Genomic DNA, 13,345 nt, shown 5'->3' with positions numbered 1-13,345 from the left:
AGCGTGGCGCGACCCCTGTTGCCGCCGCCGGCATGCCGCATTTGACTCGGTTGCGCAGAGTCCTGCGCGCACCCGGAGGTACGGCAACGATGCTCTCGGCCAAGAGCCTGTTCCAGGAAATCCTCGACCACGACGAGTCGTTCCGTCTTTTCTGCTCCATCGCGGCCAGCGGCGAGGCGCAGGGCGGCTGGGAGAACCGCCGGATCGCCGCCCTCCTGCCCGACAAGTGCCGCGACCTGGCCCCCAAGGCGGCCCGGCACGGCGCCGACGAGGACAAGCACGGCCGGATCTTCCACGCCCTCCTGAAAAGACGCGGCCTCAAGCCCGTGGACGTACCCGGCGACACCGACTACACGCGGCTGCTGGAGCGGCGCGGGATCGGCCTCGGTCACGACCAGCTCCGGCGCGAGGAACAGCTCACCGAACGGGACGTCGTGGTCTACCTCGCGTACAGCCGCGTCACCGAGCAGCGCGCCGGCGAACAGATGCGGCTGCTGCGCAGGCACTTCGGCGACCACCCCGACATCGGGCGCGCGGTGCGGATGATCGCCGAGGACGAGGACAACCATCTCGCGTACTGCCACGAGGAGTTGCTGCGCCTGGCCCGGGCCGGGCACGGCCCCGCGATCCACCGGGCGCTGCGGGCGTGCGCCCTCGCCGAGATCCGCGTCCACCGCGACGTGAGCCTCGCCGTCATGGCCCACATGGGCCGCATCCTGGGCTGGTCCGGCGCCAAGGCGGCGCTCCTGAGGGCCGCGATCCACGCCGTGTACGCCTATGAACGGCTTGCGGGGTGGCGCCGCATGGTCACCCTGGCCATGCCGCAGCGGCGCGACGCGCTGGGCGGCCCCGCCCTGCCCGCGCCCGGCTTCGCCTGACGGGAGCGCCGGTGGGACAGGGCCCGGCGCCCCGGCTACAGCCAGCCGCGCCGCTTGAACAGGCGGTACAGGCCGAGTTCCAGGACCACCATCAACGCGATCAGCGCCGGGTAGCTCCACCTCCAGTGCAGCTCCGGCATGTGGTCGAAGTTCATGCCGTAGACACCGGCCAGCATGGTGGGGACCGCAGCCATCGCCGCCCACGCCGAGATCTTGCGCATGTCGTCGTTCTGGCGGACGCTCACCTGCGCGAGATGGGCCGAGAGGATGTCCGAGAGCAGCCGGTCAAGGCCCTCCACCGCCTCGTTGGCCCGCATCAGGTGGTCGTCCACATCGCGGAAGAACGGCTGCGAGTCGGCGTTCACGAACGGCACGCCCGCGCTCGCGAGCCGCTGCACCGGCTGCGCCAGGGGGCCCGTCGCCCGGCGGAACTCCAGGAGCTGGCGCTTGAAGGTGTAGATCCGCGACGCGGTGTTCTTCGTGTCGTCGCCGCCGCTCGGCGAGAAGATCCGCGCCTCCAGCTCCTCCAGGTCGGTCTGGAGCTCGGCCGCCACCTCGGTGTAGTGGTCGACCACGGCGTCGCTCACCGCGTACAGGACGGTCGTCGGCCCGTGCCGCAACAGCTCCGGCTCGGCCTCCAGGCGTTGGCGCACGGCCTTGAGCGGCGCGCCCTCCCCGTGCCGGACCGTCACCACGAAGCCGTCGCCGACGAACAGCATCAGCTCCCCGGTGGACACGGTGTCGCTCTCGGGCTCGTACGCGACGGGCTTGAGGACCATGAACAGCGAGTCGTCATAGACGTCAAGCTTGGGCCGCTGATGGGCCTTCAAGGCATCCTCGACGGCCAGCTCGTGCAGCCCGAACTCGGTGCTGACCAGGTCGAACTCCTCCTCGGTCGGCTCATGCAGCCCCACCCAGAGGAAACTGTCGCCGGTGGCGCGCGCCTGCGCGAGGGCGTCCGAGAAGTCCTTGGGGCCCTCGGTCCGGCGGCCCTGGCGGTAGATGGCACAGTCGACGATCATCGCGGGCATTCTCCCGTGAACGGGAGCCGCCCGCACCCGCGGTGCACCGGCCGCCTAGGCTGACGCCCATGGCCACGCTGATCCTCGTACGTCACGGACGTTCCACCGCCAACACGGCGGGGGTGCTGGCCGGCTGGACGCCGGGTGTCGCCCTCGACCAGCGGGGCGCCGCCCAGGCCGCCGCCCTGCCCGCCCGGCTCGCCGGGGTGCCGCTCGCCGCCGTCGTCACCAGCCCCTTGCAGCGCTGCCGCGAGACGGTGCGCCCGCTCCTCGACGCCCGCCCGGGACTGCCGCTGCACCCCGAGGACCTGATCGGGGAGTGCCACTACGGCGACTGGTCGGGCGGCAAACTCGCCGAACTGTCCGCCGATCCGCTGATGGAGGTCGTGCAGCAGCACCCCTCCAACGCGGCCTTCCCCGGCGGCGAGTCGATGCGCGCGATGCAGGCCAGGGCCGTCGAAGCCGTACGGGGCTGGAACACGCGCATCGAGACCGAGCACGGCTCCGACGCCACTTATGTCATGTGTTCGCACGGCGACATCATCAAGTCCGTCGTGGCGGACGCCCTCGGCATGCATCTGGACCTCTTTCAGCGGATCTCGGTTGAACCGTGTTCCCTGACCGTGATCCGCTACACCCGCCTGCGGCCCTATCTCCTGCGCCTTGGAGACACCGGCGACCTCGCCTCACTGCTGCCGCGCGAGACCCCCGCGCAGGATCAGGCGGAGGTCGGTGGCGGTGCGGGAGCACCGTGATCGCTCGGCGCAGTAGGGTGGACGCGCCGAAAACCGCTGCTCCAACTCCGAACTAGGGAGACCAGAACGTGTCCCGTCAGGTGTTCTTCTACGACCCGCCGGACCGTTTCGTGGCCGGCACGGTCGGGCTCCCCGGGCGCCGTACGTTCTTCCTCCAGGCGTCCGCCGGCGGCCGCACCACCAGTGTGGCGCTGGAGAAGACCCAGGTTGCCGCGTTGGCCGAGCGGATCGACGAGCTGCTTGACGAGGTCGTGCGCAGGACGGGGGAAACGCCCCCGTGCCCGCCGTCGCCCCGCCCGACGTCACCGACAGCGCGCCGCTCGACTCGCCGGTCGAGGAGGAGTTCCGGGTCGGCACCATGGCCCTGGCCTGGGACGGCGACGAGCAGCGCATGATCATCGAGGCGCAGGCCCTGGTCGAGCTCGACGCCGAGACCGAGGACGACCTGGCCGAGGCCGAGGAGCGGATGCTCCAGGACGAGGAGAACGGCCCGCCGATGCTGCGGGTGCGCCTGACCGGCGCCCAGGCCAGGGCCTTCGCCAAGCGGGCCCTGGACGTGGTCAACGCGGGGCGGCCGCCGTGCCCGCTGTGCAGCCTGCCGCTCGACCCGGAAGGACACGTATGCCCGCGCCAGAACGGATACCGCCGCGGAGCATGACCTCTGCCGAGCTCCTTGCCCGGGGTGAGCTGACCGTCCTCGGCCGGATCCGCGAGGCTTCCAACGCCGTCCTGTACTGCTCGGTGGCGTACGGGGACGAGAGCGCGCATTGCGTATACAAGCCCGTCGCGGGGGAGCGGCCGCTGTGGGACTTTCCCGACGGCACGCTCGCGCAGCGCGAAGTCGCGGCGTACGAGGTGTCGCGGGCGACCGGCTGGGACCTGGTGCCGCCCACCGTGCTGCGTGAGGGGCCCTACGGCGAGGGCATGGTCCAGCTGTGGATCGAGCCGGTGGAGGGCGACTCGGGGCTGCTCGCGCTCGTGGAGGACGAGGAGCCGGCCCAGGGCTGGAAGGCGGTAGCGCTCGCGGAGGTGGGCGAGGGACGGACCGCGCTGCTCGTGCACGCGGACGACGAGCGGTTGCGGCGGCTCGCGGTGCTCGACGCGGTGATCAACAACGGGGACCGCAAGGGCGGGCATCTGCTGCCCGCGCCCGACGGGCGGCTCTACGGGATTGATCACGGGGTCACGTTCAACGTGGACGACAAGTTGCGGACGCTGCTGTGGGGGTGGGCGGGGGAGCCGCTCACCTCGGAGGCGGTGGGCGCCTTGAAGGGCCTGGCCGAGGCCCTTGGGCCGCGGGAGCCGCTTGCCGTGCGGCTTGCTTCACTGATCACGGAGGCGGAGCTGGACGCGGTCCGGGCGCGGGTGGCTGCCCTCCTGTCCACGGGCCTGCACCCCGCCCCTTCGGGCGAGTGGCCCGCCATCCCGTGGCCGCCGGTCTGACCGTGCCCGGCGGGTCCTGCCCCTCCCCGCCCCTTCCCGAAACCCGCCGGGGGTGAAAGACCCTGGGGCTCTGCCCCGGACCCCGTTCGGGCCTGAAGGGCCCTCGTCCTCAATCTCCCCCAAGGCCTTAAGGGCCAGGGCCCCCATGACGGGCTGACGGTGCTCATGCGGGCCGGCACGGCCCTGTCAGGGGCGCGGGGAACTGCGCGACCGGCCACGCACGGTCCGCGGCCGAAGGCGCGCCCCCGGAAGGGCTTGGGGAAGGGGCGGGGCGGGGCGCTTCCCGGGGCTGGGGCGGAGCCCCGGCGCTTAGCAGGTCGGCCCGGGTCCGGGCAAGCGGTGGCATTCGGCCAAGAGCGGGATCCGGTTCGTATCCGGAACGTGCGTCCGGTTACGCTCAAGACATGCATGCCTGGCCCGCTTCTGAGGTCCCCGCCCTGCCCGGCAAGGGCCGCGACCTCCGGATCCACGACACCGCGACCGGCGGTCTGGTCTCCCTCGACCCCGGTCCCGTCGCCCGTATCTACGTCTGCGGGATCACCCCGTACGACGCGACCCACATGGGTCACGCGGCGACCTACAACGCGTTCGACCTCGTGCAGCGCGTGTGGCTCGACACCAAGCGGCAGGTTCACTATGTCCAGAACGTGACAGACGTGGACGATCCCCTCCTTGAGCGAGCCATCCGCGACGGCAAGGACTGGACGGAGCTCGCCGAGGGCGAGACCGCGCTGTTCCGCGAGGACATGACCGCCCTGCGCCTGCTCCCCCCGAAGCACTACATCGGCGCGGTCGAGGCCATACCCGGCATCGTCCCGCTCGTCGAACGGCTGCGGGACGCGGGCGCGGCGTACGAACTCGAAGGGGACATCTACTTCTCCGTCGAGAGCGACCCGCACTTCGGCGAAGTCTCGCACTACGACGCCGAGTTCATGCGCGCGCTGTCCGCCGAGCGCGGCGGCGACCCCGAGCGGCCCGGCAAGAAGAACCCGCTCGACCCGATGCTGTGGATGGCCGCCCGCGAGGGCGAGCCGAGCTGGGACGGCGCCTCGCTCGGCCGGGGCCGCCCCGGCTGGCACATCGAGTGCGTCGCCATCGCCCTCGACCACCTCGGCATGGGCTTCGACGTCCAGGGCGGCGGCTCCGACCTGATCTTCCCGCACCACGAGATGGGCGCCTCGCACGCCCAGGCGCTCACCGGCGAGCACCCCTTCGCCCAGGCGTACGTGCACGCGGGCATGGTCGCCCTGGACGGCGAGAAGATGTCCAAGTCCAAGGGCAATCTGGTCTTCGTCTCGCGGCTGCGCCGCGACGGCGTGGACCCGGCCGCCATCCGGCTCTCGCTGCTCGCCCACCACTACCGGGCCGACTGGGAGTGGACCGACCAGGTCCTCCAGGACGCCGTGGACCGCCTTGGCCGCTGGCGCGCCGCCGTGGCGCGGCCCGACGGGCCGTCCGCCGACGCGCTGGTCGAAGAGGTGCGCGACGCCCTCGCCGACGACCTGGACGCGCCGGCCGCGCTCGCCGCGGTCGACCGCTGGGCCGAGGCCCAGGACGCGGCCGGCGGCACGGACGAGTCCGCCCCCGGCCTGGTGTCCCGCACCGTGGACGCCCTGCTCGGCGTGGCCCTGTAACGCCAACACGCAGGCCCGACACCGCCCTTGGACTCCTTGTGAGTCCGGGGGCGGTTTTCTTTTTTCCTGGGTCCACCCCATGGCCCCATGCTCGTTCGTGCGCTAAACACGCTCTATGCAATCACCAATACGCACGAGAGTGGCGCTCGTGGGTGCGGCCGTGCTCGGTCTGCTCGCGGTGTGCGCCGGACCCGGCAGCGCCCAGGCCGACCCGTCCGCCGGCGCGGCGAGCGAAACCTCCGTCGGCGACGTGACCGGCTTCCGGGCAGCCCCCGGCGGAGTGTTCACGCTGCGCGCGGGCACGGCCGAGGCCCGCGTCAGCTTCGTCGCCGCCGACACCTTCCGCATCCAGCTTGCCCCGGACGGCACCTTCACCGACCCGACGGGCTCCGACATCGTCCTGCCGCAGGGCAAGCCGCCGGCCGTCCGCTGGAAGGACAAGGGCGACCGCTACGAGCTGAGCACCGACCAGGTCACCCTGCGCGCTTTCAAGTCCCCGCTGCGCTTCGCCCTGTACAAGGCGGACGGCACCCGGCTCTGGGCCGAGTCGAAACCGCTCAGCTGGACCAAGGACACCACCACCCAGACCCTCGCCCGTGGCGCCACCGAGCAGTTCTACGGCGGCGGCATGCAGAACGGGCGCGGCAACACCTCCCACCGCGACCGGACCGTCGAGGTCGGCGTCGACGACAACTGGAACGACGGCGGCCACCCCAATTCCGTGCCGTTCTACCTCTCGACGGCCGGCTACGGCGTCTTCCGCAACACCTACGCCCCCAACACGTACGTCTTCGGTGAGCCGGTCACCGCGAGCGCCAAGGAACAGCGCTTCGACGCCTACTACTTCGCGGGCGATGCCAAGCACGTCATCGGCGCCTACACCCAGTTGACCGGCAAGCCGTTCATGCCGCCGGTGTACGGCCTTGAGCCGGGCGACTCCGACTGCTATCTGCACAACGCCAACCGGGGCGAGCGCCACACTCTCGACGCGCTCAAGGTCGCCGACGCGTACAAGACCCATGACATGCCCAATGGCTGGATGCTGGTCAACGACGGCTACGGCTGCGGCTACGAGAACCTTCCCGAGACCGGCGCCGGTCTCCAGAAGGACGCGATGCACATGGGCCTGTGGACCGAGGACGGGCTCGACAAGCTCGCCGACCAGGTCAAGGCCGGCCAGCGGGTCGCGAAACTCGACGTGGCCTGGGTCGGCGACGGGTACAAGCACGCGCTCGACGGCTGCAAGGACGCCTACCGGGGCATCGAGGCCAACAGCGACGCCCGCGGCTTCACCTGGGCCCCCGAGAGCTGGTCGGGCGCGCAGCGCTGCGGCGTGCAGTGGTCCGGCGACCAGTCGGGCAGCTGGGACTACATCCGCTGGCAGATCCCGACGTACGCGGGCGCCAGCATGTCCGGGCTCGCCTACACCAGCGGTGACATCGACGGCATCTTCGGCGGAAGCCCCAAGACCTACACCCGCGACCTGGAGTGGAAGTCGTTCCTGCCCGCCGTGATGACCATGGACGGCTGGGCGGCGAGCGACAAGCAGCCCTACCAGTACGGAGAGCCCTACACCTCCATCAACCGCGACTACCTCAAGCTCAAGGAGTCGCTGCTGCCCTACATGTACTCCTACGCCCACGACGCGACGAAGACCGGCGTCGGACCGGTGCGACCGCTCGCGCTCGAATACCCCGACGACCCGAAGGCGGCGACCGACGCCGCCACGTACGAGTTCCTGTCCGGCGAGGACTTCCTGGTCGCGCCGGTCTACCAGGACACGGCCGTACGCGACGGCATCTACCTGCCCAAGGGCACCTGGATCGACTACTGGAGCGGGCGCACCTACCAGGGCCCGGCCACCCTCGACGGCTACAGCGCGCCGCTCGACACGCTGCCGCTGTTCGTGAAGGCGGGCGCCGCCGTCCCGATGTGGCCCGGCATCCGCTCCTACCAGGACCGCACCGCCACCTCACCGCTCGCCTGGGACATCTACCCCCAGGGCCGATCGTCCTTCCAGCTGTACGAGGACGACGGCGTGACCCGCGCGAACCGCGACGGCGCCTTCGCCACCCAGCGCGTCGACGTCGATGCGCCCCGGCGCGGCGCCGGTGACGTACGGGTCCAAGTCGGCGCCGCGAAGGGCCGGTTCGCGGGACAGCAGACCGCGCGCCCCTACCAGTTCACCGTGCACACCGGCGGCGCCCCGGCCAAGGTGGAGATCCAGGGCCGCGCACTCGCCCGGCTCGGCTCGAAGGCCGCGTACGACAGGGCGGGCACCGGCTGGTTCTACGACGCGAGCGACCGGGGCGGGGTGGTCCTGGTGAAGACCGCGACCCTGCGCACGGACAAGGCGTTCGACGTCGAGCTGAAGGGGGCCAGCGCCGTGGGCGGCAAGGTTCCGGGCGCCGCGGTCACCCTTGCCGCGCCCACCGGGCAGGAGCTCGGCGCGGGCGCGGCCGGAAAGGTGGCCGTGGACGTCACGGCCGGCGCGCAGGACACCACCGGTGTGCGGGTCTCCCTCTCCGCGCCGGCCGGCTGGACCGTGACCCCGGCGCCCGCCCTGGACCGCGTACCGGCGGGCACCACCCGGCGCGTCGAGGTGGGCGTCACCCCCGCCAAGGACGCCAGGCCGGGCGAGGTCACGCTGACCGCCAACGCCGCCTACGCCAACGGCAGTTCGCAGCAGAGGACCGCCGTCTCGGTGATGCCCGCGCCGCCCTCGGGCGACACCTGGGCCAGTGACATGGCCTGGCTGACCTCGGTCAACGGATACGGGCCGCCGGAGCGCGACCGCTCCAACGGCGAGTCCGGGGCGGCCGACGGACACCCCCTCAAGCTCGCGGGCACCACGTACGCCAAGGGCATCGGCGGCCACGCCGACTCCGACATCGAGGTCTACACCGGCGGCCGGTGCACGGCCTTCACCGCCGACGTGGGCATCGACGACGAGATCAACGGCTACGGGGAAGTGGCCTTCTCCGTCGAGGCGGACGGCAAGGTGCTTCTGACCTCGCCGAAGGTGACCGGCGCCTCGGCGACGGTGGCGGTGAACGTGCCGCTCGGCGGGGCCCGGCACGTCCATCTGAAGATCACCGACACCAACAACTCCAAGTCCGGTGACCACGGGGACTGGGCCGGCGCGAAGTTCAGCTGCGCCTAGCGCCGCTCGCGGGGCGGCGGGCGGGAGCGACACCCGCCCGCCGCCCCGCCGTCCCGCCGCCCCCGCTGTCAGGAATCCGAGGGCTCGGCCCCGTGCCACACCGTCGTCACATTGCAGAACTCGCGGATGCCGTGCCCGGAGAGCTCCCGGCCGTAGCCGGACCGTTTCACGCCGCCGAAGGGGAAGGCGGGGTGCGACGCGGTCATCCCGTTGAAGAAGACCCCGCCGGCCTGGAGGTCGCGCACACAGCGCTCGATGTCGCCCGCCTCCCGCGTCCAGACGTTGGAACTCAGGCCGAACGGTGTGTCATTGGCGAGCGCCACCGCCTCGTCCAGGTCCCGCACCCGGTAGAGCGTGGCGACCGGGCCGAAGGTCTCCTCGCGGTGGATGCGCATGTCGACGGTGATGTCGGCCAGGATCGTCGGCCGGTAGAACCAGCCCCGGTCCATCCCCTCGGGCCGCCCGCCGCCGCACAGCGCGACCGCGCCCTTGCGCACGGCGTCCTCGACCAGCTCCTCCAGGTCCGCGCGGCCCCGCTCGCTGGACAGGGGCCCGATGTCGGTGTCCTTATCGAGCGGGTCGCCGACGTTCAACGCCCGCATCCCGGCGGTGAATCGCTCGGCGAAGGCGTCGTAGACGTCCGTGTGCACGATGAAGCGTTTGGCCGCGATGCACGACTGCCCGTTGTTCTGCGTGCGGGCGGTCACCGCGGTCCGCGCGGCCCGTTCCACATCGGCGGAGGGGAGCACCAGATAGGGGTCGCTGCCGCCGAGTTCGAGCACGGTCTTCTTGATCTCGTCGCCGCAGATCGCCGCGACCGAGCGGCCGGCGGGCTCGCTGCCGGTCAGGGTCGCCGCCGCCACCCGTCGGTCACGCAGGACCTTCTCGACGCCGGCGGAGCCGATCAGGAGCGTCTGGAAACAGCCCTCGGCAAAGCCCGCCCTGCGGAACAGGTCCTCCAGGTACAGGGCGGTCTGGGGCACGTTCGACGCGTGCTTGAGCAGCGCCACGTTGCCCGCCATCAGCGCGGGCGCGGCGAACCGCACGACCTGCCACAGCGGGAAGTTCCACGGCATCACCGCGAGGACCACACCGAGCGGCCGGTACACGACCCGGGCCCGCTCGGCGCCGGAGTCGCGGATGTCGTCCTGGCCGGGCTCCTCGTCGGCGAGCAGGGCCGGCGCGTGCTCGGCGTACCAGCGCAACGCCTTCGCGCACTTCGCGGCCTCCGCCCGGGCCGCCACGACCGGCTTGCCCATCTCCAGGGTCATGGTGCGCGCGATGTCGTCCCGGTCGGCGTCCAGGAGGTCGGCGGCCCGCAGCACGAGCCGGGCCCGCTCCTCGAAGCCCGTCGTGCGGTAGGAGCCGAAGGCGGTCTCGGCCGTGGCCAGCCGCCGCTCCACCTCCTCAGCACCCATGACGCCGAAGCTCTTGAGCGTTTCACCGGTAGCCGGGTTCACCGTGGCGATGGCCATGACGTACGACACCTCCTGAGGGCACGGGTCCTTCGACCTTCCCGCGCGATCGCGGGGGCCGCAACGCGGGACGGTGGCCGCGGCGGGCTCCTGTGCGGCCCATACGGCCGACCGGTGCCCCGGGTGGAGGCGGCTATGCGCCCTGGCGCTCACTCATCGAGGGTGTCCTCGCCCGGGTCCTCCACCTTGGGGGGCTTGGGCGGCCGGGTGCGCCCACTGGAGGTGTCGCGCAGATAGGACCCGTCGGCCTCGGTGGCGGGCCCGCCCGCCGTGCCCTGGCCGGGGCCGCCGTCGCGCCGCCTGAGGTAGCGCTCGAATTCCCGGGCGATGGCCTCGCCGGACGCCTCGGGCAGGTCCGCGGTGTCCCGCGCCTCCTCGAGCGTCTGCACGTACTCCGCCACCTCGCTGTCCTCGGCGGCCAGTTGGTCGACGCCGAGCTGCCAGGCGCGGGCGTCCTCGGCGAGTTCGCCGAGCGGGATCCTGAGGTCGATGAGGTCTTCGAGGCGGTTGAGCAGCGCGAGCGTCGCCTTCGGGTTCGGCGGCTGGGAGACGTAGTGCGGCACCGCGGCCCACAGACTGACCGCGGGGACGCCCGCGTGGGTGCACGCCTCCTGGAGGATGCCGACGATGCCTGTGGGGCCCTCGTACCGCGTCTCCTCCAGATCCATGGTCCGCGCCAGGTCCGGGTCGCTGGTGACGCCGCTGACCGGCACGGGCCGGGTGTGCGGGGTGTCGCCGAGCAGCGCGCCGAGGACCACCACCATCTCGACGCCCAGCTCGTGGGCGAACCCCAGGATCTCGTTGCAGAACGAGCGCCACCGCATCGACGGTTCGATGCCGCGCACCAGCACCAGATCGCGCGGCTTGTCGCCGCCGACCCGGACGACGGAGAGCCGGGTGGTGGGCCACGTGATCTTGCGGACGCCGCCGTCCAGCCACACGGTGGGCCGGTTGACCTGGAAGTCGTAATAGTCCTCCGCGTCCAGCGCGGCGAAGACCTCGCCCTTCCACACCGCGTCCAGGTGCGCGATCGCGGAGGATGCGGCGTCGCCCGCGTCGTTCCAGCCCTCGAACGCGGCGATCATGACCGGGTCGACCAGCTCGGGAACGCCCTCCAGCTCGATCACCCAGTGCCTCCCTCAGAAGTTCCTTGCGTACGTCCCAACCTTACGGCTTCAGACCTACCCCGCCGCAGCCCCTGTGCACGGCCCCGTGCCGGTGGGAGTGACGCGGCGGTGCGGGGGTGACGGCCAGGGGCCCGGGCGGCGCGGCCCGGGCGCGGCGAAGGGGCGGCTCCCGGTGGGAACCGCCCCTTCCATCAGAGCTGACGCAACGTCAGTTCTTCTTGCCCAGCAGGTCGTCGACCTTGCCGCGGATCTCGTCCGTGGCCAGACCCCGGATCGTCAGGGTCGTACGGCGGCGCAGCACGTCGTCGGCCGTCTCGGCCCACTCGTGGTCGCGGGCGTAGGCGACCTGGGCCCAGATCTCGGGGGCGTCGGGGTGGATGCGCTCGGCGAGCGCCGCGTCCTCGCTCGCCAGACGCGCGATGTCGAAGGACAGCGAACCGTAGTGCGTGGCCAGGTGCCGGGCGGTGTCGGCAGCCATGCGCGGGCCGGGCGCCGGGCCGTCCACCATCAGGCGGTGGGCGACGGCGCGCGGGTTGGCGATGCCGGGCAGCGGCATCTTGCCGGGGAGCTGCGAGATGGGCACGGACCCCTCGGCGTAGGTGCCGAGCGGGTGGCCAGGCAGCTGCTCCAGCTTCTTCATCACGGTGCGGCCGATGTGGCGGAACGTGGTCCACTTGCCGCCGGCCACCGACAGCATGCCGCCGCGGCCCTCGGTGACGACCGTCTCGCGCTTGGCCTTGGAGGTGTCACCGGGACCGCCCGGCAGCACCCGAAGCCCCGCGAAGGAGTACGTGATCAGGTCACGCGACAGCTGCTGGTCCCGGATGGAGAACGCGGCCTCGTCCAGGATCTGCGCGGTGTCCGCCTCGGTGACCTTCACATCCGCCGGGTCGCCCTCGAACTCCTCGTCGGTGGTGCCGAGCAGGAGCATGTCCTCCCAGGGAAGGGCGAAGGTGATGCGGTACTTGTCGATCGGGGTCGCCAGCGCGGCCTTCCAGGGGGACGTGCGCTTGAGGACCAGGTGCGCGCCCTTGGACAGGCGTATGGAGGGAGCCGATGCCGGGTCCTCCATCTTGCGCAGGTGGTCGACCCAGGGGCCGGTGGCGTTGAGGACGAGGCGCGCGTCGACGCCGAACTCCTCGCCGTCCAGGCGGTCCTTGAGCTCGGCGCCCGTGACCCGGCCCTTGGTGAAGCGCAGCCCGGTGACCTCGGCGTGGTTGAGGACGACCGCGCCGGCCTCGACGGCGGCGCGCACCGTCATCAGCGCCATGCGGGCGTCGTTCATCTGGTCGTCGCCGTAGACGGCCACGGCCTTCAGGTTGTCGGTCCGCAGCTCCGGCACGTCCGCCGAGGCCTTCGCGGGGGACAGCAGGTGGCCGACGCCGTCGCCGAAGGCGGAGAGCGCCGAGTAGGCGAACACACCCGCGCCCAGCTTGGCGGCGCCGTGCGGGCCGCCCTTGTACACGGGCAGGTAGAAGGTGAGCGGGTTGGCGAGGTGCGGGGCCACCTGACGGGACACCGCACGCCGCTCGAAGTGGTTCTCCGCCACCAGCTTCACCGCGCCGGTCTGCAAGTAGCGCAGACCGCCGTGGAGCAGCTTGGAGGAGGCGGAGGAGGTGGCGCCGGCGAAGTCGCCGGCGTCCACCAGGGCCACCCGCAGACCGGCCTGCGCGGCGTGCCAGGCGGTGGAGATGCCCAGGATGCCGCCGCCGATGACCAGGAGGTCGTACGTCGCCTTGGACAACTGCTCCCGGGTCTCGGCGCGGCTCACCGCCTTGAAGGAAGACAGGGGGGAGCCGGGCGCCGGGTGCGTCCCGACGGCAGGGACGCTCTGCAGGGTGGTCATGT

The 13,345-nt window shown here is 71.9% G+C and carries 9 protein-coding genes and 1 pseudogene; 6 read left to right on the top strand and 4 right to left on the bottom strand.

Features of this window, described 5'->3' with window-relative positions; translation table 11 throughout:
* Nucleotides 1–89: 89 nt before the first annotated feature.
* Entirely contained in the window at nucleotides 90–878 is a 789-nt protein-coding gene (locus tag ABR738_RS09145; protein ID WP_350229464.1) for a ferritin family protein, read from the top strand.
* Nucleotides 879–913: 35 nt separating this feature from the next.
* Here the strand turns inward: ABR738_RS09145 and corA are convergent, their stop codons facing one another.
* A complete protein-coding gene (gene corA, locus ABR738_RS09140; RefSeq protein ID WP_350229463.1) occupies nucleotides 914–1,909 on the bottom strand; it encodes a magnesium/cobalt transporter CorA in 996 nt (331 codons plus the stop codon).
* Between the two features lie 59 nt (nucleotides 1,910–1,968).
* On the opposite strand from corA, the gene ABR738_RS09135 reads away from it, so the two are divergent.
* The 5 genes and pseudogenes from ABR738_RS09135 to ABR738_RS09115 all read left to right on the top strand — a co-directional run bounded on the left by ABR738_RS09135 (nucleotide 1,969) and on the right by ABR738_RS09115 (nucleotide 8,895).
* Complete coding sequence (locus tag ABR738_RS09135) at nucleotides 1,969–2,655, top strand: histidine phosphatase family protein (protein ID WP_350229462.1); 687 nt, start codon at nucleotides 1,969–1,971, stop codon at nucleotides 2,653–2,655.
* Nucleotides 2,656–2,723: 68 nt separating this feature from the next.
* Nucleotides 2,724–3,313 (top strand): annotated as a pseudogene (locus ABR738_RS09130) (DUF3090 domain-containing protein).
* On the top strand, nucleotides 3,277–4,098 hold the full coding sequence (locus ABR738_RS09125) for an SCO1664 family protein (RefSeq protein ID WP_350229461.1): 822 nt from the start codon (nucleotides 3,277–3,279) through the stop codon (nucleotides 4,096–4,098). The pseudogene ABR738_RS09130 and the gene ABR738_RS09125 overlap by 37 nt, the downstream one beginning before the upstream one ends.
* Nucleotides 4,099–4,502: 404 nt before the next feature.
* A complete protein-coding gene (gene mshC, locus ABR738_RS09120) occupies nucleotides 4,503–5,732 on the top strand; it encodes a cysteine--1-D-myo-inosityl 2-amino-2-deoxy-alpha-D-glucopyranoside ligase (protein ID WP_350229460.1) in 1,230 nt (409 codons plus the stop codon).
* Between the two features lie 115 nt (nucleotides 5,733–5,847).
* Nucleotides 5,848–8,895: an NPCBM/NEW2 domain-containing protein gene (locus ABR738_RS09115; RefSeq protein WP_350229459.1), complete on the top strand. Its 3,048-nt coding sequence runs from the start codon at nucleotides 5,848–5,850 to the stop codon at nucleotides 8,893–8,895.
* 68 nt (nucleotides 8,896–8,963) lie between these two features.
* Here ABR738_RS09115 and ABR738_RS09110 read toward each other — a convergent pair whose 3' ends face one another.
* The 3 genes from ABR738_RS09110 to ABR738_RS09100 all read right to left on the bottom strand — a co-directional run bounded on the left by ABR738_RS09110 (nucleotide 8,964) and on the right by ABR738_RS09100 (nucleotide 13,343).
* A complete protein-coding gene (locus tag ABR738_RS09110) occupies nucleotides 8,964–10,370 on the bottom strand; it encodes an NADP-dependent succinic semialdehyde dehydrogenase (protein ID WP_350229458.1) in 1,407 nt (468 codons plus the stop codon).
* A gap of 149 nt (nucleotides 10,371–10,519) precedes the next feature.
* Nucleotides 10,520–11,497 (bottom strand): PAC2 family protein, encoded by a 978-nt coding sequence (locus tag ABR738_RS09105; RefSeq protein ID WP_350229457.1) that lies wholly within the window; start codon nucleotides 11,495–11,497, stop codon nucleotides 10,520–10,522.
* 208 nt (nucleotides 11,498–11,705) lie between these two features.
* Nucleotides 11,706–13,343 carry a glycerol-3-phosphate dehydrogenase/oxidase gene (locus tag ABR738_RS09100; RefSeq protein ID WP_350229456.1) on the bottom strand — a complete coding sequence of 546 codons (1,638 nt, stop codon included), beginning with the start codon at nucleotides 13,341–13,343 and terminating at the stop codon, nucleotides 11,706–11,708.
* Between the last annotated feature and the right edge of the window lie 2 nt (nucleotides 13,344–13,345).

It is taken from the genome of Streptomyces sp. Edi4 (genome assembly GCF_040253615.1).
Classification (GTDB): Bacteria; Actinomycetota; Actinomycetes; order Streptomycetales; family Streptomycetaceae; genus Streptomyces.
Note: the sequence above shows the minus strand (reverse complement) of the source record. Positions and strands in the feature narration are given on the sequence as shown.

What these genes read in the sequence shown, in the direction of transcription:
- corA (WP_350229463.1), bottom strand. Translation starts at nt 1,909, where the DNA reads ATGCCCGCGATGATCGTCGACTGTGCCATCTACCGCCAGGGCCGCCGG.
- ABR738_RS09145 (WP_350229464.1), top strand. Translation starts at nt 90, where the DNA reads ATGCTCTCGGCCAAGAGCCTGTTCCAGGAAATCCTCGACCACGACGAG.
- mshC (WP_350229460.1), top strand. Translation starts at nt 4,503, where the DNA reads ATGCATGCCTGGCCCGCTTCTGAGGTCCCCGCCCTGCCCGGCAAGGGC.
- ABR738_RS09115 (WP_350229459.1), top strand. Translation starts at nt 5,848, where the DNA reads ATGCAATCACCAATACGCACGAGAGTGGCGCTCGTGGGTGCGGCCGTG.
- ABR738_RS09135 (WP_350229462.1), top strand. Translation starts at nt 1,969, where the DNA reads ATGGCCACGCTGATCCTCGTACGTCACGGACGTTCCACCGCCAACACG.
- ABR738_RS09100 (WP_350229456.1), bottom strand. Translation starts at nt 13,343, where the DNA reads ATGACCACCCTGCAGAGCGTCCCTGCCGTCGGGACGCACCCGGCGCCC.
- ABR738_RS09125 (WP_350229461.1), top strand. Translation starts at nt 3,277, where the DNA reads ATGCCCGCGCCAGAACGGATACCGCCGCGGAGCATGACCTCTGCCGAG.
- ABR738_RS09110 (WP_350229458.1), bottom strand. Translation starts at nt 10,370, where the DNA reads ATGGCCATCGCCACGGTGAACCCGGCTACCGGTGAAACGCTCAAGAGC.